The sequence below is a fragment of the Pseudomonas sp. ATCC 13867 genome, from assembly GCF_000349845.1.
Classification (GTDB): Bacteria; Pseudomonadota; Gammaproteobacteria; order Pseudomonadales; family Pseudomonadaceae; genus Pseudomonas.
Genome location: NC_020829.1, coordinates 4,416,952 through 4,441,324, shown reverse-complemented (window position 1 = coordinate 4,441,324; position 24,373 = coordinate 4,416,952). Strand labels below are relative to the sequence as shown.

At 61.9% G+C, this 24,373-nt stretch carries 17 protein-coding genes and 2 pseudogenes; 16 read left to right on the top strand and 3 right to left on the bottom strand.

Translation table 11 applies throughout. The annotated features are described in order from the left end of the window. The first annotated feature begins 85 nt into the window (after positions 1 to 85). From H681_RS19855 to H681_RS19845, 3 genes are all read left to right on the top strand, one after another. The gene (locus H681_RS19855) at positions 86 to 2,197 is read left to right on the top strand and encodes a 3-hydroxyacyl-CoA dehydrogenase NAD-binding domain-containing protein (RefSeq protein WP_015478679.1); all 2,112 of its coding nucleotides are present in this window, start codon (positions 86 to 88) and stop codon (positions 2,195 to 2,197) included. A gap of 171 nt (positions 2,198 to 2,368) precedes the next feature. Further along, complete coding sequence (locus H681_RS19850) at positions 2,369 to 3,151, top strand: SDR family NAD(P)-dependent oxidoreductase (RefSeq protein ID WP_015478678.1); 783 nt, start codon at positions 2,369 to 2,371, stop codon at positions 3,149 to 3,151. 34 nt (positions 3,152 to 3,185) lie between these two features. Continuing rightward, a complete protein-coding gene (locus H681_RS19845; protein WP_015478677.1) occupies positions 3,186 to 4,256 on the top strand; it encodes a phosphotransferase family protein in 1,071 nt (356 codons plus the stop codon). 80 nt (positions 4,257 to 4,336) lie between these two features. On the opposite strand, the gene H681_RS19840 is transcribed toward H681_RS19845, so the two are convergent. Beyond that, a complete protein-coding gene (locus H681_RS19840) occupies positions 4,337 to 4,954 on the bottom strand; it encodes a TetR/AcrR family transcriptional regulator (protein WP_015478676.1) in 618 nt (205 codons plus the stop codon). Positions 4,955 to 5,405: 451 nt separating this feature from the next. Here H681_RS19840 and H681_RS19835 point away from each other — a divergent pair, with 451 nt between their 5' ends. From H681_RS19835 to H681_RS27290, 6 genes and pseudogenes are all read left to right on the top strand, one after another. Then, the gene (locus tag H681_RS19835) at positions 5,406 to 6,830 is read left to right on the top strand and encodes a DUF1329 domain-containing protein (protein ID WP_041712163.1); all 1,425 of its coding nucleotides are present in this window, start codon (positions 5,406 to 5,408) and stop codon (positions 6,828 to 6,830) included. Between the two features lie 89 nt (positions 6,831 to 6,919). Then, on the top strand, positions 6,920 to 8,503 hold the full coding sequence (locus tag H681_RS19830) for a DUF1302 domain-containing protein (protein WP_015478674.1): 1,584 nt from the start codon (positions 6,920 to 6,922) through the stop codon (positions 8,501 to 8,503). Positions 8,504 to 8,553: 50 nt separating this feature from the next. Next, entirely contained in the window at positions 8,554 to 10,920 is a 2,367-nt protein-coding gene (locus H681_RS19825; RefSeq protein ID WP_015478673.1) for an efflux RND transporter permease subunit, read from the top strand. A 10-nt stretch (positions 10,921 to 10,930) separates the two neighbouring features. Continuing rightward, complete coding sequence (locus H681_RS19820) at positions 10,931 to 11,890, top strand: WD40/YVTN/BNR-like repeat-containing protein (protein ID WP_015478672.1); 960 nt, start codon at positions 10,931 to 10,933, stop codon at positions 11,888 to 11,890. A gap of 132 nt (positions 11,891 to 12,022) precedes the next feature. After that, a pseudogene (locus H681_RS27145) lies at positions 12,023 to 12,709 on the top strand (PAS domain-containing protein); the annotation flags it as partial. Positions 12,710 to 12,826: 117 nt separating this feature from the next. After that, positions 12,827 to 13,003: pseudogene (locus H681_RS27290) on the top strand (methyl-accepting chemotaxis protein); the annotation flags it as partial. A gap of 42 nt (positions 13,004 to 13,045) precedes the next feature. Here H681_RS27290 and H681_RS19810 read toward each other — a convergent pair. After that, positions 13,046 to 13,636 carry a TetR/AcrR family transcriptional regulator gene (locus H681_RS19810; protein ID WP_041712158.1) on the bottom strand — a complete coding sequence of 197 codons (591 nt, stop codon included), beginning with the start codon at positions 13,634 to 13,636 and terminating at the stop codon, positions 13,046 to 13,048. 81 nt (positions 13,637 to 13,717) lie between these two features. Further along, entirely contained in the window at positions 13,718 to 14,902 is a 1,185-nt protein-coding gene (locus H681_RS19805) for an acetyl-CoA C-acyltransferase family protein (protein ID WP_015478669.1), read from the bottom strand. Positions 14,903 to 15,003: 101 nt separating this feature from the next. Here H681_RS19805 and H681_RS19800 point away from each other — a divergent pair, with 101 nt between their 5' ends. The 7 genes from H681_RS19800 to H681_RS19770 all read left to right on the top strand — a co-directional run bounded on the left by H681_RS19800 (position 15,004) and on the right by H681_RS19770 (position 24,256). Next, entirely contained in the window at positions 15,004 to 16,053 is a 1,050-nt protein-coding gene (locus H681_RS19800) for an AraC family transcriptional regulator (RefSeq protein ID WP_015478668.1), read from the top strand. A gap of 251 nt (positions 16,054 to 16,304) precedes the next feature. After that, the gene (locus H681_RS19795; protein ID WP_015478667.1) at positions 16,305 to 17,165 is read left to right on the top strand and encodes a phytanoyl-CoA dioxygenase family protein; all 861 of its coding nucleotides are present in this window, start codon (positions 16,305 to 16,307) and stop codon (positions 17,163 to 17,165) included. Between the two features lie 402 nt (positions 17,166 to 17,567). Beyond that, positions 17,568 to 18,851, top strand: coding sequence for an acyl-CoA dehydrogenase family protein (locus H681_RS19790; protein WP_015478666.1), 1,284 nt, complete (start codon positions 17,568 to 17,570; stop codon positions 18,849 to 18,851). A 60-nt stretch (positions 18,852 to 18,911) separates the two neighbouring features. Next, a complete protein-coding gene (locus H681_RS19785; RefSeq protein ID WP_015478665.1) occupies positions 18,912 to 20,042 on the top strand; it encodes a saccharopine dehydrogenase family protein in 1,131 nt (376 codons plus the stop codon). 10 nt (positions 20,043 to 20,052) lie between these two features. Then, complete coding sequence (locus H681_RS19780) at positions 20,053 to 21,612, top strand: AMP-binding protein (protein WP_015478664.1); 1,560 nt, start codon at positions 20,053 to 20,055, stop codon at positions 21,610 to 21,612. Between the two features lie 17 nt (positions 21,613 to 21,629). Further along, complete coding sequence (locus H681_RS19775) at positions 21,630 to 22,868, top strand: thiolase family protein (RefSeq protein ID WP_015478663.1); 1,239 nt, start codon at positions 21,630 to 21,632, stop codon at positions 22,866 to 22,868. Positions 22,869 to 22,879: 11 nt separating this feature from the next. Continuing rightward, positions 22,880 to 24,256 carry an NAD(P)/FAD-dependent oxidoreductase gene (locus tag H681_RS19770; RefSeq protein WP_015478662.1) on the top strand — a complete coding sequence of 459 codons (1,377 nt, stop codon included), beginning with the start codon at positions 22,880 to 22,882 and terminating at the stop codon, positions 24,254 to 24,256. Positions 24,257 to 24,373 lie beyond the last annotated feature (117 nt).

Here is a 24,373-nt window from a genome sequence, read left to right as displayed (position 1 = left end):
CATTCCTCTGAGCGAGAGCGTCCATGATCTGCATGGGCGCTACGAATGGTCGAGCCTGCCCGCGCAATAAGTAGGACCTCTATCCATGAGCGAATTGATCCAGTACCGCCTCGAAGACGGCGTGGCCTTCGTTGGCCTCTGCCGAGCCCCCGTCAACGCCCTCAGCCAACGTCTGCGCGCGGCCATTCTCTCGGCTTGTGAGCGTGCGGCTGCCGATGCCGAAGTGAAGGCGATCATCCTCCATGGCGCAGATGGCTTGTTCTGCGCAGGGGCGGATATCGCGGAGTTCGGTACCGATGCAGCCTTCGCCGAACCTAGCCTGCCCGACACCCTGATGCGCATCAGTGAGATCGACAAGCCGGTGATCGCCGCCATCGGCAAGCTGGCCCTGGGCGGCGGGCTCGAGCTCGCGCTCGCCTGCGGTTATCGGGTCGGTGAGCCGGGGACGCGCGTCGGGCTGCCGGAAATCAATCTTGGATTGCTGCCGGGGGCCGGAGGCACCCAGCGCCTTCCGCGGCTGATTGGCGCCGAATCAGCTTTGAATCTGATTCTTTCGGGCGAGCAGATCGACGCGGAGCGCGCACGTCTGCTTGGGATCCTGGATCGCCTGGCAAGCGAAGCGAAACACTTGCTCGACGAGGCGGAAACCTATGCCCGGGAGCTGATCGCGATGTCTGCTCCAGCACTACCGCCAGAGCATTGTCCGAGGCCCGCCGAGGATTTGCCTGACGGCTTCTTTGCTTCCTTCCGAGAGCGTCAGGAATCGCTCTGGAAGAATCGCCTGGCTCCGCGCCTTGTGCTGGCGGCGGTGGAGGCAGCTTGCCTGCTTCCGCTCAGGGAAGGGCTTGCTCGCGAGCTGAGCCTGTTCAAGCAGGCCGAAGCATCTTCGCAGTCGCAGGCTCTGCGCCATGTGTTCTTTGCTGAGCGCGAGGCCGGCCGCATTCCGAACATAGCTCCTGACCTTCCGCTACGCAGCATCCGTAAAGTCGCCGTCATTGGTGCCGGCACCATGGGCGGCGGTATCGCAATGAATTTCGTCAATGCCGGTATCCCGGTGATGCTGTTGGAGCAGCAGGGCGCCGCGCTTGATCGCGGCCTGACGATGATTCGCAAGAACTACGAGATCAGCGTCAAGCGCGGGAAGCTGAGCGCCGACCAGGTCGAAGCACGGATGGAGCTGCTGCACGGCACGCTAGATTACGCCGAGCTGGCCGATGCCGATCTGGTGATCGAGGCAGTGTTCGAGAAGATGGAGATCAAGCAGCAGGTATTCCGTACCTTGGACCGGGTGTGCAAGCCGGGCGCCATCCTGGCTACGAACACTTCTTCGTTGGATGTCGATGCGATTGCCATGTCGGTTTCCCGCCCGCAGGACGTGATCGGTCTGCACTTCTTCAGTCCGGCGAACGTCATGCGCCTGCTGGAGGTGGTGCGTGGCAAGGCGACTGCGCCTGATGTGCTCGCCACGACCATGGCGATCGCCAAGCGTATCGGCAAGCTGGCGGTGGTTTCCGGGGTCTGCTTCGGCTTCATCGGCAACCGCATGTTGGAGCCATATTCCCGTGAGGCACAACGTCTGCTTCTCGAGGGCGCCACGCCCGCGCAGGTTGACAAGGTGTTGACCGAGCTGGGGCTGAACATGGGGATTTTCAGCATGCAGGACCTCGCTGGCGTCGACGTGCTTTACCTGATCCGCCAGGCCAATCAGGCCGCCACCGCTCATGACGAGAGCTACTGCCGGATCGGTGACGAGCTTACGGTGTTGAAGCGCCATGGCCAGAAAAGCGGTCGCGGGTTCTATCGCTACGAGGGGCGGGAGCGGCAGGAGGACCCCGAAGTGGTTGCACTGGCCGAACGCCTGTCCCAGGAGCTGAATATCTCGCGTCGTGCTGTCTGCGATGAGGAAATTCATGATCGCTGTCTCTTCATGCTGATCAACGAAGGCATCCAGTTGCTGGACGAGGGTATCGCCCTGCGGGCCAGTGACATAGATCTGGTATGGATCAATGGCTACGGCTTCCCTGCTCATCTTGGCGGGCCGATGCACTACGCCGAGCAGCTTGGGTTGGAGCGAGTGCTGGCGAGCATCCAGCGCTATCGCAGCGAGCTGGGAGCCTACGGCGAAATGTGGTTCCAACCCGCGCCGCTGCTGAAGCGCCTGGTTGCCGCCGGTAAAACCCGGATCGAGAGATTCTGAGTATTCCCTTGCGCTTCGGGGGAGCCGGTCGGTGGCGGGGACCACGCATCCCTCGTCTTGGTTTTCTCCCGAAGCGAAAGGGAACCCTATTTGTAGAGCCAGGACCCAGGCTTCATGGGCGTACCCATATCGCCGGTGATAGCGGTCCTTTCTAGCCTTTGAGAGACATCAATGGAAGAGAGTACGAACCAGAGTTTTTCCCTCGCCGGGCGCACGGTGCTGATCACTGGCGCCTCCAGCGGAATCGGTGCGCACTTGGCAAGAGTTGTCGTTCGTGCCGGCGCTCGGGTAGTCCTGGCAGCGCGCCGGGTCGATCGACTTGAACAACTGTCCATGGATATCGAGTGGGAAGGGGGGCAGTCCCTGCCCGTGGCCATGGACGTCACCAGCCGCGACAGCGTTGAAGCGGTCTTCGATGCCGCGGAGGCGCATTTCGGAGTCATCGATGTCGTGCTCAACAACGCTGGGATCGGCAACGGCAAGCGGCCGTTGGAGATTAGCGAGGAAGACTGGCGTGCAATGCTGTCCACCAATCTCGACGGCGTCTGGCGTGTCGCTCAGGTTGCCGCGCAGCGCCTGGTGAAGGCAGGGAAGGGTGGCAGTATCGTCAACGTCGCGTCGATTCTGGGATTGCGCGTCGGGACGGGGTACAGCCATTACTGCGCCGCCAAGGCCGGCGTTGTGCAATTAACTAAGTCGCTGGCGTTGGAGCTTGCGCGCTTCCAGATTCGCGTGAATGCCATCGCTCCCGGCTATTTCAGAACCGAAATGAACGAAGCCTTCTTCGACAGCGAGAAGGGCGTGGACTACATCCGCCAGTTGGTTCCCATGCGTCGGTTAGGCGAGCTGAGAGAGCTGGAAGGGCCGTTCCTGCTGCTGGCCAGCGATGCAGGCTCCTTCATGACCGGCAGCGTCCTGGCGGCGGATGGCGGCCATCTGCTCAGCAGCCTGTGATTCGGCGAGAACCCATGAACACAAAGGGAAAAGAATGACGCTGACAGATCAAACCGTAGGGACCCGCCTGGGCGAGGAACTGGACATCGCCCGCATCGACCCTTACCTCAAGGCGGGCATTTCGGGGCTTTCCGGTACTCCACGTATCAGCCAGTTTTCCGGAGGCGCCTCGAACCTGACCTATCTGCTGGAGTATCCCAGTCACGAGTTGGTGCTGCGCCGCCCGCCGTTCGGTCGCAAGGTCAAATCGGCACACGATATGGGGCGCGAATTCCGTATCCTCGACCGGCTCAATGCGGGGTTTCCCTACTGCCCCGAGGCCTATCTGCACTGTACTGATGAATCGGTGATCGGCGCCGAGTTCTATGTGATGGAGCGGGTAAAAGGCCTCATCCTGCGCGCCGAATTGCCCCCTGAGCTAAGCCTCGATGAGCAGCAGACCAACAGGCTGTGCAGGAACTTCATTGACCGTCTGGTCGAGCTTCACAACGTCGATTACCAGGCCTGCGGTCTGGGCAACCTGGGGAAGCCTGAAGGCTATGTGCAACGTCAGATCAGCGGTTGGATCGATCGCTACGAAAAGGCCCTGACACCTGACGCGCCAGCCTGGGAGCAGGTCAAAGTTTGGCTTCGCGAGAAGATGCCGATTGACCATCACAAGCCGGCCATCGTGCACAATGACTACCGCTTCGACAATGTCATCCTCGATCCGCGCGACCCGATGAGAATCGTCGGTGTGCTTGATTGGGAGCTGACCACTCTGGGCGATCCGCTAATGGACCTCGGCAATACGCTGTCCTATTGGATCGAGGCGGGTGATCCCGAATCCATGCAGCTGATACGCCGCCAGCCCAGCCACCTGCCGGGTATGCTGAGCCGCCAGGCCTTCGCCGACTACTACGCCGAGCGCGCTGGCATGCCGCCGATCAGGAACCTGGACTTCTACTACACCTACGGCCTGTTCCGCCTCGCAGGCATCGTTCAGCAGATCTACTACCGCTTCTTCCACGGCCAGACGCAGGACCCGCGTTTCGCTCAATTCATCCAGATGAACCGGCTGCTGGAACAGGTGAGCCTGAGTGTTATCGACCGATCCCCTCTGTAGTTTCGAGGGTAATGAAAACGCGAAGGGGGCCTGCAGGCCCCCTCGTAATTATCAGCTCTAATCCTGGCAAGGAAACTGCGTTAGCTTGCTGTACGGCGAGCGGCCTTCTTACGTGGAAGTCTGCTGCTCACTAGCATGCCCAGAGCTTCACAGGCAGTTTCGGTTTCATCTCTTAGACGATCGTCGTCGCGATGTGCGCTCCAAGCGATGATCAGGCCGTCAAGCAGTTGCACCATCAGCCGGCTGACTACGCCAAGAAGTTCCTGGTCTACCGAATAGCCGACCGAGCGTTCAATAGCTTGCTGGGTAGACACAAGGGCTTCCGCATAGATCGATGCCGCCATCTCGGGTGCATTGCGATTCGCCCAGATGAACAGATCGTATTGCGCTGCTGCCGAATCGGGATGGGCGATAAACCAGTGCACCAAATTGCGCAGCAAGCCCGCCGCTGCTTCCGCCTCGGTGGTGCCGATAGGGCCGTGCTCCAGGGCTTGCTGAGGCAGGTTGAAGAGCGTCTCGAAAACTGCGTAGAACAGATCTTCTTTGGTGTGGAACAGGTAGTGCAGCGAGGCCAAAGGACAGCCCGCGGCAGCGGCGATTCGGCGCGTTGTAGCATTCGCGACACCATGCTCCGCAATTACCTTCACAGTCGCTTCGACGAAATCCTGTCTGCGCAGATCCGCGCCCATTCTGGCCATAACTAAGCAGTCTCCTTGGTGTCGGTCGTTCCGTCCATTACGGCTCAGGGGTCCGACGCGGCGGATGCTACATCAAGCTCGTCGCGGTCGTCATGGGCCAAAAGAGGGCGGCCTAATGGATTTTTCCTCTCGACAGCTCGGGCCTTGGCTATCACGGCAAACTGTTAGCAGTTATTTCGGTAACATGTGTTCCGTTAATTCCCATGTTGGTGCGCAGAGCTGTCGCATAGTGGTGCGGGCCTGGGTCTAACGGTAGCGAGAGTAAGATTTTGTTTTTATCTAAGACTTTGAAATAAAAGGAGATATATAGGATTCAAGGGGTTGGCACATGGCTTGCTTTGGTCATATGACTTGGTCAATTGATCAGGTCGTTTGATTAGGTGCGTGCCGCTATCCGATGTATCCCCTCGGGAAGTGCTCGCCACCGGTTGAGGCTCATGAGGACTTTCCAATGAAAAGCGTGTTTCAGCGTGCAACTGCGGGTAAATCGAGCGGTATTGAAGTCAGAAGTCTGATCGCGGCGGTGGTGGCCTCGGCCGCCATCTGTTCGGTTCATGCTGCGGACAAGGACGCCGCATTGCTGGGTACCAAGCTGACTCCGTTGGGTGGAGAAGTTGCGGCCAACGCCGATGGCAGCATCCCCGCCTGGACGCAGCCGGGGCCGCAGGGTGGTGACTGGAGCTATGGCCAGGTGCGTGGCCAGCATTGGAAGTTCAAGAGCGACAAGCCGCTGTACAGCATCACGGCGAGCAACGTTTCCCAGTATGAAAGCAAGCTTTCCCCTGGGCAGTTGGAATTGTTCAAGAAGATTCCCGGCTATCGCATGGATGTGTACCCGACTCGTCGAAGCTGCGGTGCGCCGGACTTCGTCGAGCAAAACACGCGCAAGAACGTTGGGTCCGCCACGCTGGATAGTTCCGGCCTGGTGCTCCAGGAAGCGAGCCTGCCGGGCGTGCCGTTCCCCATGCCGACCACCGGCGCCGAAGTCATGTGGAACATGAAGATGCGCTACCGGGGCGTGGGGTTGTCCATGCCCAAGGATACGGCTGGTATCTCACCTCGTCGCGGCAGCGAGGATTGGCTGCACACCTCGATCGACATGTTCATGTTCATGCCTTGGGGTGGCAAGGGGAGTGCTTCCTTCGCATCGACCGGCCAAGTCGAAGTGGGCACCTTCTTCGCCTACAACGAACCCGCCTCCTTCGCCGGCCAAGCGGCGGTGTCCATCAGCAAGGCAGGCGAGGAAGCGACCACTTACTACTACTTCCCTGGTCAGCGCCGCGTGCGCCGCATGCCGGCGTACTCTTACGACGCCCCGCAGATCGGCCTGGACAACCAATACACCGTGGACGAAACGAACATCTTCTACGGTCCGCTCGATCGCTTCGACTGGAAGCTGCTGGGCAAGAAGGAAATGCTGGTTCCCTACAACGCCTTCGGTGCCTATGACACCTCGGCCAAGCTCGAGGATGTCGCCAAGCGTGATTCCATCGCCCCCGAATACCGCCGTTACGAGCTGCATCGCGTGTGGGTGGTTGAAGCAACTGTCCGCGACGGCATGCGCCATCAGGAGCCCAAGCGCCTGTTCTACGTCGACGAGGACAGCTGGAACGGTCTGATGGCGGTTGACTACGACAAGCAGGGCCAGATCTGGAAAGTCCGCGAAGGCTTCACGATTCCGGTCTACGAGACCGGTAGCTGCGACATGGCGGCCTCTGTGCAGTTCAACATGATCGATGGCCGTTATGCCTACGACATGACCTCCATCGGGGCGGGCAAGGATGACCATCGCTGGCTGACCGAGAGCGCCGGCAATCCGCGCCTGAAGCCTGACTTCTACACCTCCGACAACCTGCGCTCGATCAGCGAGCGTTAACCCGTAGTCGATGTCGATCGAGAGCCAACATGAAAAGAATAATTACGAAATCCGCAGGGCTTGCCCTCGCGTGCAGCGCTCCGCTGGCCATGGCGTTCACCTTCGAGACGGAGAATGTTCGTGGGTCCTTCGACTCCACCATCGCGGCCGGCATGGCTGTCCGTACTGAATCACAGGACTGCGATCTGATCACCGCTGGCGCCACCGGGCACCATCCGCCCAGCGGCTGCCAGTCCCCGGTTGCCGGTTTCGGCGACCAGGGCGACCTCAACTACGACAAGGGTGATCTGTTCACCAACTACATCAAGGGCACCCACGAGCTCCTGCTGAAGTTTCCCGACGACTACACCTTCATGGCACGTGGCAGCTGGATCCGCGACTTTGCCGCGACCGACACGACGGGCGCCCTGAGCTACGGTTCGCCGCCGGACGTCCACAAGAACGGCCTCACCGACAATGCTCATGACGACCTTCGTTTCAAGGCACGCCTGCTCGATCTCTGGGTGAGCAAGAGCTTCGATGTCGGCGAGCAGCGCGTACGGGCCCGACTGGGTAACCAGGTCATCAACTGGGGCGAAAGCATCTTCACCCTGGGCGGGATCAACAACACCAACGCCTATGACATCGCGGCACTGATGCGCCCCGGCACCCAGTTGAAGGAAGCGGTGCTGCCCGCTCCGATGCTCAGTCTCGCCTCTGGCGTGGGGGGCGGGGTCAACGTCGAGACCTATTACCAGTTCGACTGGAACAAAAGCGAAGTCCCTCCAGTGGGAAGCTACTGGTCGACCACCAACGGGCTGGGTGACGGCATGCAGGCCTATGGGCTGCACAGCAAGAACGCACGCAACAGCGGCCAGTGGGGGATCGCCGTGCACTGGCAGCCGCGTGACAGCGACCTGAACCTGGGCGCCTATGTGATGCGTTATCACGACAAGTTGCCAGCCCTCGATATTCAGTTCGACCCGAACACCGGTGCTGCGCTGCAGGAGTGGCAATACCCGGAAGACCGCATGCTCTATGGCATCAGCGCCAACATGCCGGTAGGTGACTGGGCCGTGGGCACGGAGCTGTCCTATCGCCCGAAAGACGCAGTTACCCTCAACCCCTACATCGATTATTGCCAGGGCAGCCGCGGTAAATGCTGGAAGGACGAGAAGAAGCTCCAGTGGCACCTGACCGGGCTGTACAGCCAGACTCCGCAGAACTCTTCACGTTGGCTTGAGCTTACCGGCGCCAGCACCGGGACCCTGGTGAGCGAACTGGTGGTGGTTCACTACCCTGGCCTGAACGACGAGTACGACGGCGAGCCGACCGCGCCGGGTACCTACAGCTGGATCAAGGACCCGAATGTCGCCCCGACCTCCAAGGGTGACAAGACGTCCTCCGGCATCAGCCTGGATTACAGCCTGACCTACGAGAACACCTTGCTGCCGGGCTGGCAGGTCACCCCGGGCGTCTTCTATTCGCGCGGATTGGGCGGGCGCACGCCGAACCTCTCGCAGACCTGGACCGACGGTGCAAGCTCGATGAACCTGTACCTGAACTTCGTGCGCAATCCTGCGAGCTGGCAGGTGTCGTTCAACTACGCGAAGTTCATGGGCGGCGCGACGCCTTACGACCAACTGCTGGGCGATCGTGACTACGTCGGCTTCGTCGTATCGCGCACCCTGTGAGGTCTGATGTGAACGCATCCGTAAATCTGTCCGGTCAGCGGGAGCGCCGTATGCTCCCGCGTATCGAGAACGGGCTGTTCGGGCATCGCCGGCTGGTGCTGGCGTGCCTGGCAGTGTTCACCTTGATCATGGGCTGGTTCGCCGTGCAGTTGCGCATGGACGCCGGCTTCGAGAAGCAGCTGCCCATCGGCCACGAATACATCGAGACCTTCAAAACCTATCGCGGCGACCTTTTGGGCGCCAACCGCCTGACTGTGGTGGTCAAGGCCCGCAAGGGCGAGATATGGAACAAGGCTGGACTGCAGCGGCTGTATGACGTGACCCAAGCGGTGAATTTCCTGCCGAACGTTTCGCGAAGCAGTGTACGTTCGCTGTGGACGCCCAATGCCTTTGTCAACGAGATCACCGAGGAAGGCTTCCGTGCCGATCCGTTAATTCCAGGGACGGTGACGCCCGAGCGACTCGACGATAAGACCATCGGCAAGATCGCCAACTCGACAACCCAGGGTGGCTTCATCGGCACCCTGGTATCGCGTGATCAGAGCAGCGCGATGATCACAGCCGATCTCGAGGAGTATGACGCCAAGGGCCAGCGCCTGGACTATGTGTCCTACAACGACGTGCTGGAGAAGCAACTGAGGGAAAAGTTCGAGGACGGTGATTTCGAAATCCAGATCATCGGCTTCGCCAAGCAGATCGGCGACATCGCCAAAGGTGCCTCCTCGGTACTGGAGTTCTGCCTGCTGGCGCTTTTGCTGACGGCCGCTGCCGTTTACTGGTACTGCCATTCAGTGCGCTTCACCCTGCTGGCCCTGGGCTGCTCGCTCACCTCGCTAATCTGGCAGTTCGGCAGCCTCCGTCTGTTGGGCTATGGCCTGGACCCACTGGCTGTGCTGGTGCCATTCCTGGTATTCGCGATCGGGGTTTCCCACGGTGTGCAGCAGATCAACTTCATCGTGCGTGAGATCGCCTGCGGCAAGTCTGTCGACCAGGCCGCGCGCTCCAGCTTCAGTGGTCTGCTGATTCCAGGAACCCTGGCGCTGGTGACGGCGTTCGTGTCCTTCGTCACCTTGTTGCTGATCCCCATCCCGATGGTGCGGGAGCTGGCGATCACCGCCTCGCTCGGCGTGGGTTTCAAGATCGTCACCAATCTGGTGATGCTGCCGCTGGTGGCGTCGATGCTGCGTGTCGAGGGTACCTACGCCGCTGCCGAGGAACTCTCGCGTGAGCGTCGTGCGCGCTGGCTACATGGCCTGGCCCGACTGGCCGAGTGGCGCAATGCAAAGCTGGTGCTTTGCCTTGCCGTCGTGGTCTTCGCTGCCGCCGTCTGGCAGAGCCGCGACCGCGTGGTGGGAACCTTGCAGGCCGGTGCACCTGAGCTTCGCGCGGATGCCCGCTTCAATCGCGATGCGGTCGCCATCGCGTCCAACTACGACATTGGGCTCGACTGGTTCTCGGTGGTGTTCGAGGACAAGCCGAAGGAGGGCGCCGGTGGCACGGCCTGCGAAGATGTGGCGCTGGGGCAGTACCAGGATCGATTCGTCTGGGCGATGCAGGGCGTTCCCGGGGTCCTGTCGGTGGCTTCGTTCTCCAACAGCATGCGCCAGTTCAACGAGGGCTATAACGAGGGCAATCCGAAGATGAACGCGGTGCCCATCGATCCGGCCAACTACTCGTCGATGGCGACCGAGATCGCAAGGGTCGCGGGCCTGATGCGCTCCGACTGCAGCATGACGGCCGTTCACCTGTTCCTGGCCGACCACAAGGCCACCACCATCAACCGTGTCGTCGAGGCGGCCAAGGCGTTCCGCACCCAGTATCCGATGCCGGGCATCACCATTCGCCTGGCATCCGGCAACGCCGGCCTGCTCGCAGCAATCAACGAAGAGGTGGAGAAGAGTGAAACGCCGATGCTGCTGTACGTTTACGCCGCCATCGCGCTGCTGGTCTTCGCCGTTTATCGCGACCTGAGGGCCGTCCTGGTCTGCTGCCTGCCTCTGACCATTGGCACCTTCATTGGTTATTGGTTCATGGAGGAGTTGCAGATCGGGCTCACCATCGCGACCTTGCCGGTGATGGTGCTCGCAGTAGGCATCGGGGTGGATTACGCCTTCTACATCTACAACCGTTTGCAGATGCACCAGGCCAATGGTCAGCCGATCGTCAAGGCGGTGGAGCATGCACTGCTGGAAGTCGGGGTGGCGACTATCTTCACCGCGATCACCCTGGCCGTCGGCGTCGCCACCTGGTCGTTCTCGCAACTCAAGTTCCAGGCCGACATGGGCAAGCTCCTGGCCTTCATGTTCATCGTCAACATGGTGATGGCCATGACCGTCCTGCCGGCATTCGCCGTCTGGCTTGAGCGGGTGTTCCCGCGCAAGCGCCCCGTGCGCATGGTTGGCGCGTTGGCGCACTGAGGAGAGGTCAATGCGTTACGAAATTGCATTCATCGGCGTGCTGTTTGGGGCACTCCTACCGATATCTGCCACGCAGGCTGAAGACCTGCAGCCGGTGCCTGCGGTAGCCGCGAGCTATGCCACCGCTGCTGCCATGCTGGACGCGACCTGGGCGAAAAATCGCCTGGTGGCTGTGGGAGATCACGGCGAAGTGCTGTTGTCCGACGACCAGGGCAAGAACTTTCGCCAGGCGCGTTCAGTCCCCCTCTCCACGCCTCTGACGGGGGTGTCCTTCGTCGATGCCGATCATGGCTGGGCGGTCGGCCATTGGGGGGCGATTCTCGTCACTTCTGATGGCGGGGAGTCATGGCAGATCCAGCGCATGGCCAGCGACGTGGATCGGCCGCTGTTTGCCGTGCATTTCTTCAATGCCCAGCAGGGGGTGGCCGTGGGGCTGTGGTCGCTGGTGCTGACCACGGATGATGGCGGCAAGACATGGAGCGAGCAGAAGCTCGCTCCGCCGCCCGGCTCCAAGCGTGCGGACCTGAACCTGATGGGGCTCTTCAGCGACGGCAAGGGCACCCTCTATGCGACGGCCGAGCACGGACAGCTGCTGGCTTCGGAGGATCGCGGCAGGACCTGGCGATACATCGATACCGGCTATAGCGGCACGCTCTGGTCGGGAGCGGTGCTGGCCGATGGCAGCCTGCTGGTTGGCGGACAGCGCGGAACCCTGATGCAGGGCTCCGCCCTTGGACAGGACTGGCAGCGCATTCCGGTGCAGAGCAAGGGCTCGGTCACCAGGGTTGTAGTGTCTGGCCAGCAGGTGCTGGCCGTAGGGCTGGATGGTCTTCTGGTGCGTAGCAGCGATGGCGGACATAGCTTCCAGGAGCAGAAGGCCGCCGAGGGCGCGCCGCTGACCACGGCGGTGCTGGAGCCTGACGGCAGCGTTGCGCTGTTTTCCCAGCGCGGCGTAGTGCCTGTGCCCTGACGGTAACGCGAGGTCCTCAGTGGCCTCCAAGGATTGCTCCCTTTTAGGGGCTTCGGCCCCTTTTTTATTTTCGATGAAGTCGAGACATCACCCGGCGGGCCCGGCAAGCACGCGTGCCAGCGGGCAAGACTCGTGGAGTGGAGGCGTAGATTGTTCGGACAAAAGCTGGACGCACTGGCCGATGACGTTGGCACCCTGATTCAGTCGCTGCTCGCCGGCCAGCCGGCAGAGAAAGATCGGACGCGCCTGGCTGACCGCCATCCCGCCCTTGGCGGAATATTGGAAGCCCTGGAAAGCCGGCTCGCTCTGCCGTTGAAGGCAGCCTTCGAGCAAAGCGAACTGGATGCTGAGCGAGCGTCTCGCCGAGAGCTGGAGCAACGGTTGCAGCAGAGCCAATCCGAACTGCTGGCGCTATGCAGAGAGGCTGACAAGAGCGCCTCGCAGCTGGCTGACCTGCAAGGTGAGCTCGCCGATCACCATGCCAGGGAAAAGGTCTGGGACCTCACCCAGCAGGTTCTCACCGAGGGCTGCTGGGAACTCAGCGTGATTGACGGAGATCCGGAGAACCCTGCCAACCAGCTAAGTTGGTCAAGGCAATTTCGCGATCTTATCGGCTATTCGCAGCAGGACCTTCCCGATTCCTGGGACAGCTACTTTTCCATCGTCAATCCGGAGGACCTGCAGCAGATCGTCAAGGTGGTCACGGATTACGTCCTGCGGGACGACTTCAGCGCGCCCTATGTCGTCGAGTACCGGATGAAACACAAGTCCAGGGGCGAGGTGTGGTTCCGAGAGCGCGGGCAGGGCATGAAGGATGCGAGCGGAAAGCTCTGCTGCCTGCTGGGTGCCGTCCGCGACATTTCGGACGAGAAACTCGCCGCGGCCCTGCATGCAAGGGAGCTCGCCAGCATTCAGTCAACGTACGAACAGATCGCCCAGGTGGTGGGCGTGATCAAGGCCATTGCCGATCAGACGAACATGCTGGCATTGAACGCGGCAATCGAAGCCGCGCGGGCGGGCGAGGTCGGCAGAGGATTTTCCGTCGTGGCGGATGAGGTCAAGAAGCTGGCAGGCAGAACACGCGACGCCACCCAGCGGATCCAGGAAATGCTGTCCTCCAGGACCGGCTGATCGATGCGGCTGAAGACGCGGGGATCAGCGGCTGATCCCCGGCTTGCGCGCGAGGGGGGCGGTCAGTACTTGCATGAGTCGCGCGGCCTGTTGCTCACGATCCAGCGGATAACGGGACAGCCAGATGGGCAGGTGCTCGAAGAGCTCCAGCACCGGGATGCCGTTGGACGAAGTGTTCAGGTATCCCGCTGCGACTAGGGCGGCCGCCAGTTTTTGCTCCAACTGATGACGAAGCAGTTCGATGTACTGCCGTTGCTCGGACTCCAGGTAGCCGATATCGCGCGTTGCCAGTTGGAAGTATTGGGGGTAGGCGGCGTGCCGCGAGACCAGTCCCAGAACGGTGACTTCCAGGGTGGCCTTGGGACACTCCCTGCGGTGGCGCCGGTCGAACAAAGACAGGAGGGCCAGGTAGTGCTCCTCGATGAACTCCAACAGCAGCTCTTCCTTGCTGGCGCAATGGGTGTAAAGCGAGCCGGCGGTCAGCTCAAGGTGTCGTGCCAGCTCACGCAGGCTGACCTGGGCGAAGCCGCGCTCAGCGAAGAGATCGAGCGCCTTGGGACGATTGCGTTCGAAGCGGGAGCTGGAGGAGGGCAGCAAGCACTTGGCTGTATTCATGGTTCGTACCTGTGCGTTTGGGACACCCTGCAGCGGCATTCGCCACTGCAGGGGAGAACGGCTTCAAGAGCGCCAGACCGGTCAGACGCGCTCGAAGATGACAGCAATACCTTGCCCGCCACCGATACACATGGTCGCCAACGCGTAGCGCCCCTTGATGCGGTGGAGTTCGTGGATCGCCTTGGTGGCGATGATGGCGCCGGAAGCACCGATCGGATGCCCCAGGGAAATGCCCGACCCGTTCGGATTGACCTTCTCCGGATCGAAGCCCAGCTCGCGCGACACGGCACAGGCCTGTGCTGCGAAGGCCTCGTTGGATTCGATGACGTCGAGATCACTCACGCTCAGGCCCGCGCGTTGCAACGCCAGGCGGGTGGCGGGGATCGGGCCGAGGCCCATGACGGTCGGTTCAACGCCCGCGTGAGCGTAAGCGACAATACGTGCCATGGGTTGCAGGTTGTCGCTCTTCACTGCATCGCCGCTGGCGAGGAGCAGGGCCGCTGCGCCGTCGTTCAGGCCGGAGGCGTTGCCCGCGGTGACGGAGCCACCTTCAGTGAAGGCGGGCTTCATCTTGGCCAGTTGCTCAAGGCTCGCATCGGCACGGACATGCTCATCGACTTCGAATGCCGAGACACCCTTGCGGGTCTTGATCTGCACGGGAACGATCTGGCCGGCGAAGCGCCCTTCGGCGATGGCGCGGGCTGCGCGCTGCTGGCTCAGCAGGGCGAGGGCGTCCTGGTCTTCGCGGCTGATGTCGTGCAGCTTGGCGATGTTCTCTGCTGTAATGCCCATGTGGATGCCATGCAGCGGGTCTTGCAGCGCACCGAGCATGTAGTCGAGCATCTTCACATCACCCATGCGTGCGCCCCAGCGAGCGCTGGGTACCAGATAGCCGGCCTGGCTCATGCATTCGGCACCGCCGGCGATGGCAACACGGGAGTCGTCCAGAAGCAGGCCTTGGGCTGCGCTGACAATGGCTTGCAGGCCGGAGCCGCACAGACGGTTGACGGTGAAGGCCGGGGCCTCCTTGGGAATGCCTGCCTGAAGCGCCGCCACCCGGCTGATGTAGGCATCCTTGGGAGTGGTGGGAATGACATGGCCGAATACCACATGGTTCACGCTTTGCGGATCGCAGTTGGCGCGCGACAGGGCCTCCTGTGTGACCAGCGTGGCCAGTTGGGCGGGGGGCGTGTCCTTCAGCGTGCCGCCGAAGGTTCCGATGGCGGTGCGGACCGCGCTGACGACGAAGACTTCAGGTTTGTTCATGGTTGTGGCTCCTGGCTGTATGGCCGGGAGTCTAGGACGCGGGTAAGCAACCTCCTATGCCTGAATCGCGCAGCCGCCGTTGACGAAAATGGATACTGCAGATGATCGAAAAGAGTGACACCGAGTCCGGAGTACTTCGCCAGAGCGACTCGGTCGCCGCGTATTTCGTGACGACTGCCCTGCATCGTCTGGCCTCTCGCCCACAGCGGGTAAGGGAACTGCTGGATGCAGCGGGGATCGATCCGTCCTGGCTGCTCGACCCTCTGCATGGTGTGCCCGCCGATGCGGTAACACGCTTGTGGCTGTCGCTCACCGAAGAGCTCGGCGACGAGTTTTTCGCCTTCGATTCACGCGGCATGCCGCGCGGCAGTTTCGCCATGATCTGCCGAAGCGCGCTGCATGAGCCCGACCTTGGGCGCGCGCTGAATCAGTGCCTGTCGGGCCTCGGCCTGTTCCTCGCGGATATCCGGGCGCGGCTGGAGATACGCGGTGATCGCGCGGTGATCGTGCTCGACAACCGGATCGATGAGAGCTCCATCCGGGGCGTCGCCGAGGAGGTATACCTCAGCATGGTCATGGGCGTTGCCTGCTGGCTTGTGGGAAGGCGGATCAACCTGGAGCGAACCCAGTTCGGGCATTCCCGCCCGCCCCACAGAACGGACCCGCTGCTGTGGGGGCACTGGATTCAGTTTGACGCCACGCACACCGAAGTGGAGTTCGACGCCTCGCAACTCGGCCTGCCGGTGGTGCGCAACTTTGCCGGGCTCAAGCAGTTCCTGCGTCATGCACCGGAAGGCGTGGTGGTTCGCTTCCGCAATCGCAGCGGTCTGTCCGCCAAGGTCTATCGACGCCTGAAGGCCGGAAGTGAGCAGGATTGGCTTTCGCTGACAGACATGGCGCGCAGCCTGTCGATGACGGATTCTGCTTTCCGTCGACAGCTTGAGCGTGAAGGTTTTTCTTACCAGTTGCTCAAGCACGAGGTGCGCAAGGCCCTTGCCTTCGAGCTTCTTGATGATACCGAGCTGAGTATCACGGAAATCGCCATTCGTTGCGGCTTTCAGGAGCCCAGTGCTTTCCATCGTGTCTTCCGCCAGTGGACTGGCATGAGTCCTGGGCGCTACCGGTCCGCCCGCACTGGCCACGGGGACTGAGTTTCCAATTTTCATCCGCTCCGTGAATCGGGGCCGGTCGGTGATGGCAACGTGAGTCGGCGGACCCCAGCGTCCTGAATACATTGAAATAACGGTCGTTGTTAAAAATATTCCGCATTGCTAGATTTCCTGCCGGGGCGCTGAAGCAGCAGCGTGCACGGGTATTGCGTATTCGTGCCAGGCGATGCTTTTCCTCCTGTCGATACCAGGCAGCCTCCGCATTCAGAGCACCCGCGAGCGAGGAGCAAGCAATGGATTACCCTGAGGGAAACACCGTCGTGCGGGGGCTGCAGACGGTGCCTGGCGACACGTCGGTCGACGATGTGATCGACATTGTCCAGAAGGACGGGGCAGTGATTCTCGAAGGAGTGCTCAGTGCCCGGCAGGTCGCCGCCATCAATGTGGAAATCGATGCAGCCATTGCGGCTGATCTTGCGCAAGGCCTGGGTGGTCACGAGTCCGGCCGATGCTCGGCTCACGTGGCGAACCTGGTGACGCTGAGCAAGACCTTCCGAGATGCCTTCCTGGATCAGGACAACATCAATGCACTGGTCCTGGCTCTTCTGGGCGGGAGCAGCGGTGCCATGTGGCTGAGCTGCTCCGAGGTATTGGAGAGCCGTCCCGGCGATGAGGCATTGCCGCTGGGACGCAGCCTGTATCACTACCCGATTTTCCTTCCATACGGCCCGGGCGCGGAGGAAGTGACGTGCAGTATGTACGTCGCGCTGGGCGACTCGACTCAAGCCTCCGGCGCTGTTCGGCTGATTCCGGGCAGTCACGAGTGGGATTTCTGCGAGCCCTATCAGCCGGAGTCGACGATACCCGTGCCGCTGAAGGCCGGGGCGGTTCTTTTCTGCAGCGGCAAGCTTGTGCATGGCATTGGCGCTAACGTCTCGCAGGCTGACAGGCAGAGGCTAGCCGTAGCGTTGTTCAACATTGCCTCGCTGGTGCCCCTGGATGCCCACCCGCTCCAGATACCCGCCGAAATTGTCCGTGACATGTCCCCTCGCCTGAGACAGATGACAGGGTTCCAACCCTTCCGCCATCGAGGCCTGCGGAGCGGCTCGCTGTGGCGACGCAGCAGTGCGCCAGGTGACACTCCGAACGGCTGAAAAGGGATTTTCAGTCGGGAGCTGGGCAGGCTCCGAGTGCGCCGCTGACAAGCCTCTAAAGGGGCTTGAACCTCTCTGATCTATCAACGTGCCGAGTGCTTCCGGTTGGCATTTGGCGCGCCTGACTGACGCCTTCGACTCTCGTTGCGACTGGCGGTCAAATATTTACATAACACTTGTTGCGTAAAAATAGACGGCTTGTTAGATTGACCTCAAACAACAACAGGCTGACCAGGAGGACGAGCGCCGAGAGCTCGCAGCTGGATCGATGTGCAGTGGGAATCTCACTGCCGCCCCAATGCCTTGCAGCAGCTCGCCGACGTTCGCGTTCTCCGGTCGCCTCTACTGCCTGTCCGGTCTCCAACGGATGACCTGTCAGGTGCCTTCCCAGGAGGTGTCGCCATGATTTCTCTGAAGCCCAACCTGACCTTGCCTGCCGTCGGTCTGAGCGGATTCGAAACCCCACTGTCTGAAGAAGAGGCCGCGATCCAGGCCTCGGTGCATCGCTTCGCAAAAGACGTACTGCGGCCGATCGGGCGCGAGCTGGATCGCATGAGCGCGGAAGAAGTCATCGCTCCCGGCTCGCCCTTCTATTCGGTATTTGGCGAGTTCGCGAAGCTGGGGCTCGATCCCGCGCTGCTGGCCGAGCTGCCGCCGGAAATGGCGGTACGCATCGAGTCCATGATTGGCGAGGAGCTGGGTTGGGGCGATGCAGGCCTGGGCGTATCGCTCGGCTGCGCCGGCTTCCCGCTGCAGATGGCTGCCGCCGCCGGCAGCGCCGAGCTGGTCGAGCTGTGCCAGGGGCGTATCGGGTGCTGGATGGCCACCCAGCCGGATCGCGGCAGCGACAACCAACTGCTGGATATCAAGCGCGACTGGCCTGCCGGCACGCCTGCCAACATTGGCAACCTGACCGCCAAGGTCGTCGGCGACGAGATCATCATCAATGGCCAGAGCTCGGCCTGGGTGTCCAACGGCGCGGTGGCTCAGGTCGCCTTCGGCCTGATGTGCGCCGACTACGGTGACGGTTTCTACGCTGACGATGGCCTGCCCAATGGCATCGCTGTGATCGTGCCGCTTGATATCAAGGGCGTTTCCAAGGGCAAGCCGCTGGCGAAGATCGGCCAGCGCTCGCTGCCCCAGGGCGAAATCTACTTCGATGACGTGCGTATCCCGCGGCGCTTCGCCATTGCCGAGAAAGATGGCTACTACGGCGCTGTGAGCTCTTCCTGGTCCTACGCCGGCACCCACATGAGCCAGGTCTTCACCGGCGTTGCCCGGGCTGCATTCGAGCTGGCGCTGCAGTACTGCCATGAGCGTCGCCAGGGCGGCCGCATGCTGATCGACCACCAAATGACGCGACTGCGCCTGGGCGAAATGCTCCGTCGAGTGGAAACCGCCCGTGCGGTCGCTCGTCGCTCACTGAGCTTTGCTCGTCTCTCGCCGCTAACCCATCCCTATGCCACTGCCTCTGCCAAGGTCACCGTGACCGAAGAGACGCTGGCGGTGGTGGAGGAAGCGTTCCGCCTCTTCGGCGGCAACGGCACCACCCTCGAGTACCCGATCGAGAAGCTGCTGCGCGACACCCAGTCCGCGCTCATCGAAGACGGTGAGAACCGCATCCTGACCATGCGTCTGGGGCTGCTTGCGCAGCAGCTCTATGCCGAAGGCTGGTCCCAGGCCTGATCGGGTCCGGCCGTTTCACCACCAACAAAAACCATTCAATAAGAAAGCGAGGAACTCGCAATGGCTAAATATCCTGTCGTTGTCTATGGCGCCAGCGGTTACACCGGCATGCTGATCATGGATTGGCTGATCGACCAAGGCATTCCGTTCACCGCGGTTGCCCGCAATGCCGCCCGCGCCAAGGAAATGATGGCCGAGCGTGTGGTCGGCCTCGAGTCCGCCACCTATGAGCTGGTCGAGTGCCCCCACGAGGTCGAGGCGCTGGTCAAGGTGTTCAAGGGGGCCCGCGTGGTCTGCAGCACCGTCGGTCCGTTCGCAAACTTCGGTCAGGTTACCGTCGAGGCTGCCCTCAAGGCGGGCTGCCACTACCTGGACCCGGCCGGTGAGCAGCAGCACATCCGCGCCCTGCGCGATAACTACGGTGAGCTGTTCCGCCAGGCTGGCCTGCTGCTGTCGCCCTCGGTCGCCTACATGTACACCTACGCCGAGATCGCGGCCGAGCTGGCACTGGAAACCCAGGGCATCGATGCGCTGGAAACCGCGACCCTGACCCGTGGCCCGCGCGGTGCCGCCGGTGTGTCCGTGGGTTCGGCTGCCACCATCTTCGAAACCTATCGCCAGGAAGCCCACTATCTGTGGGAGAACAAACTGGTCCCGCACTCGCCGCGTTCCAGCTTCAATGTGGTTTCGCCGGACCTGATGGAGTCCGTGTTCTGCTTGCCGTGGGGCGGTACTTCGCTGCCGGTGTACTTCGAGAACGATCCGCGTGTGCGTAGCTGCATCTCTTGCGTCGGCTTCTACGACAACCCGGTCATGCAGAGCGTGCATGCGCTGGGCGAGAAGTGGGAGGCCGAATACAAGCACCTGCCCAAGGAACAGCAGGACGCGGTGATCAAGAGTCTCGTCGACTCCACGACCCCGGTCATGCCGCCGCGTGAGCGCGGCCCGCTGCAGCGCACCGTCGACTTCGCCATCGGTCGTGGCCACCTGTCGGCCGTACGCGCCACCGTTCATGGCGTGAAGCCCTACATCGCCACCGGCGCGCTTCATGCCGCAGCCGTGGTTCGCCTGCTGGATAACGACACCGCCAAGGTGGGCTTCGCATCGACCTCGAAAGCCTTCGGCCATCGCTACATGCTCGGCTTCCTCGAGCAGCGTGGTCTGGCTCGCGCATCCATTACCCAGCTGTGAAGTGACGAAGATGGCGATTATCGATTTCTTCGACCGCGGCTGGCGGAGCAATCCGAACGGCGCGGCCTACATCCAGGACGGTGAGGTCACGACCTTCACCGAAGCGGGTGAAATGTCCTGCCGCATTGCTAATGCCCTTCTGGCCAGGGGCTTCGCGTCCGGAACCAAGGGCGCCGTCTGGGCGGCCAACGATGTGACGGCCTGGCTCTGCGCGCTGGGACTGTGGCGTGCCAATCAATGCTGGATTCCGGTGGGCGCGCGCAACGCGCCCGAGGAAAACCGCTATGTGCTGGACGCGTTCGACTGCGAAATCCTGTTCTTCCAGCGTGAATTCGCCGAAGCCATTACCTCCTTGCGCCCGCAGCTGCCCAAGGTCCGCCTATGGATTTGCGTCGATGGGGATGTAGATGGTGCGGAGTCGCTCCAGAGCTTCGTCCAGGACCAACCGAGCACCGATCCGCGGGTCGCCGTTGACCCCGACGATGTGATTTGGGTCGGTCCCACCGGTGGCACTACAGGCTTGCCCAAGGGGGTCATGAACACGCATCGGAGCGTACAGACCAGCTTCGCGCATTTCATGATCAATACCCCTTATCCGGCGGACATCCGGCCGGTGAACCTGGCGGCGGCGCCGATGACCCATACCGCCGGCATGCTGTCCTTCCCCTGCACGGCAAGGGGCGGCACCGTGGTGGTGATCACCAAGCCCGATCCGCAGCTGCTGCTGGCTGCGATTCCGCAATACAAGGTCACGGAGTTCTTCCTGCCGCCGACCGTGATCTATCGACTGCTGGACATTCCCGACCTGAACAAGAAGGTCGACTTCTCGTCGCTGCGCTATTTCCTCTACGGCGCGGCACCGATGTCGGTGGAGAAGCTGCGCCAGGCCATCGAGGTCTTCGGGCCGGTCATGATGGAAGGCTATGGCCAGACCGAAGCACCAGGCGCCATCGCACACCTGACGCCAGGCGAGCACTTCGTCGATGGCGCTGTCGCAGGCAACGAGCGGCTGTCCTCGGTCGGCAGGCCCAACCCGCTGATCCGGGTCGAGATCATGAACGACGACAACCAGATCCTGCCGCAGGGCGAGACGGGTGAGATCTGCGTGCGTGGCGACCTGATCATGAAGGGCTACTACAAGGACCCGCAGAAGACCGCGGAAACCATCATCGACGGCTGGCTGCATACCGGCGATATCGGTCACCTTGATGCCGATGGCTACCTCCACATCACCGACCGCAAGAAGGACATGATCATTTCCGGTGGTTTCAACGTGTACCCGAGCGAGGTTGAGCAAGTGCTCTGGGGTCACCCGGCGGTGCAGGACTGCGCGGTGATCGGCGTGCCGGACGAGAAGTGGGGCGAGAGCGTCAAGGCGGTGGTGGAACTGGCCACCGGGCAGAGCGTCAGCGCCGAAGAGCTGATTGCGCTGTGCAAGGAGCGCCTGGGGTCGGTGAAGGCGCCCAAGACCGTCGACTTCGTTGATGCCCTGCCACGAAGCCCGGTTGGCAAGGTCCTGAAGAAGGACCTGCGCGCACGCTACTGGCAAGCCGCCAACCGGCAGATCTGAGGTCGAGGAGAGCTCTGATGGAACCAATCTATATCGCCGGCATTGCCATGACCGAATTCGGTCGCCATCCGGACCGCAAGCTTGAAGAGCTGGCCCTGGAAGCGCTCAACGGTGCGTTGGCTGATTCCGGCGCACAACGCTCCGATATCGGGGCCGTCTTCTACGCCGGCATCACCAACGGAGCCTTGCAGGGCCAGCTGTCCATTCCCGGGCAGGTGGTCATGAGCAAGATCGGCATCGAAGGTGTGCCGGCCTACAACGTGGAGAACGCCTGCGCATCTGGCAGCACTGCTGTCCACCTGGCGGTGCAGAGCCTGCGTGCTGGCGCGACCGATGTTGCGCTGGCCCTGGGCTGCGAGAAGATGGTGGTGGCCGACAAGGCGAAGTCCTTCGCCCTGTTCGAAGCGGGATGGGACGTAGCCCGTGCGGAGGAAAACTTCGCCATCCTGTCGAAGATGGGGGACGGAATAGTGCCGCCGCCCGGCTCGGAGTCCGACCGTCCGTACAGCCGCTTCATGTCCATCTACGCCGGCTTCTGCCGTTGGCACATGAAAACCTACGGCACCACCCAGCGGCAGATCGCGGCGGTGTGCGCGAAGAACCATAACCATTCGGTGCACAACCCGTACTCCCAGTTCCGCAAGCCCTTCACCATCGAGGAAGTGCTGGCGGCGCCGCCGATCACCTATCCGATCACCCTGCCGATGTGCGCACCCATGACCGACGGCGCCGCCGCCGCGATCATCTGCACCGAGGCCGGCCTGAAACGGATCGGTGCCGACCCGCGGCGCTGCGTGAAGATCGCCGCCAGCGTGATCCGCAGCTTCACGCTGCGGGGCATCGACGAGTCGGAGAAGCATGTCAGCCACCTGGCTGCGCTGCAGGCCTACGAGATCGCCGGTCTGGGCCCCCAGGACATGCATGTGGCCGAAGTCCACGACGCATCCGCCATGGGCGAGATCATCCAGGCGGAAAACCTTGGTTTGGCTCCCATGGGGCAGGGCGGGCCCTGTGCCGAACGCGGTGACTTCACCGTGGGCGGCCGGATTCCGATCAACCCGTCTGGTGGCCTGGAATCCAAGGGGCATCCTCTCGGCGCGACTGGCATCGGCCAGCTCTACGAGCTCACCACCCAGTTGCGTGGGGAGGCGGGAGCACGTCAGGTCGAGGGCGCGCGCCATGCGATTCAGGAGAACGGCGGCGGACTCGTGGGTGTGGAAGAGGGCGCTGTCGCAATTCATATCCTGAGCCGATAGGAGGCCTGGCCATGCGTGGGAATTATCCAGATGAAAGTGCCGGCCGTGGCGCCGGAGCCCAAACGTTTCGCAGTCTTGGCGGCTGGGTCGAGAAACCGGACGACTTGCAGCCGGAGCTCGAAGGTCACGTCACTGCCGATGTGATAGTGGTGGGGGCCGGTTTCGCCGGCCTCTCCACTGCCCTGGAGCTCACCGCACTGGGCGCGAAGGTGATAGTGCTGGAGAAGGATTTCGCCGGCTTTGGTGCCAGCGGCCGCAACGCGGGGTACCTTGCCGGCGGCCAGGGGCTTGAATACGAGTTGTTCCTCAAGCGCGTTGGCCGCAAGCAGGCGAAGGAAATCGTTCGCTTCTACGATCAGGGCGTTTCCTATGTCGAAAAGAGGCTCGGCGAACTCGGGATCGACTGCGACTACAACGCCTCGGGCATCATCCGCGCCGGGGTCCATCCCTCCCAGGAGAGGAAGCTTCGCGAGAGTATGCGTACAGGCCTGGAACTGGGCTCCCCCGGTGAGTTTCTCGATTACGCCGCCATGCGCGCTCGTGGAATACCGCCCGCGTTCCTGTTCGGTTGCTATGTCCCCGGCGGTGGCACGCTCAATCCGGGCAAATATGTGATGGGGTTGCGGCGTGCGGCCATTCAGGCAGGGGTGAAGCTGTATGAAAACACGGCTCTTCTGTCGTACCAGGAAGGCCCGACCATTCAGTGCCGGACAGCCCGAGGCACGGCGAGTGCTCCTTTCCTGGTGTTGGCAACCAACGCCTATACGCCTCAGCTGGGCTTGCTGCAGAACAAAGTGATGCCGCTGAAGGTTTCTGCAATCGAGACCGAACCGCTCTCCTCCGCACAGTTGGACTCGCTGGGTTGGCCCAATCGTGAAGGGATCGTGACCTCGCACTTCACCATGGAGAGCCATCGTCTTACCGCCCGCAATACGCTTGTACTGACGACCAAGCGGCTGCGTTACGTATATGGCGCCCAAACGCCGAACGAACCGGATCATGCCGCCTATCGCGAACTGGCGTTGGCGCTGAACGATCGTTTTCCAACCTTGCGTGGTCTTGGTATCCAGGCCTGCTGGAGTGGCTACATCAGCTTTGCCTACGACGCGTTGCCGGTGGTCGGTGAGACCGGTGCGCAGCAGAACATCCTATACACGGCCGGATGTTCCGGACACGGGGTGGGGACTCAATCGCTCATGGGGCATCTGCTCGCCGAGCGAATCGGTGGTATCGAACATCCACTTCTGGCCGCCTTGCGGCACAAGACCCCGGCGATGCTTCCTGACCCGTTGCAATGGTGTGTGATGAATCTGGCGCTGGGTGCGGCGAACCGGCTCGATGACTACACCAACCGCAAGGCTCGCAGCAGAGGTGATCACCACGTGTAAGCCGCTACAGGCGTGGGGCTTGTGCGCTGTGCTGGATGAGTAACGTTTCAGAGACGGGTTTGCATATCGGCATCGCTTGTCGAGTGCGCATTCAAGCGTCACTTCGGCATCCGAAGT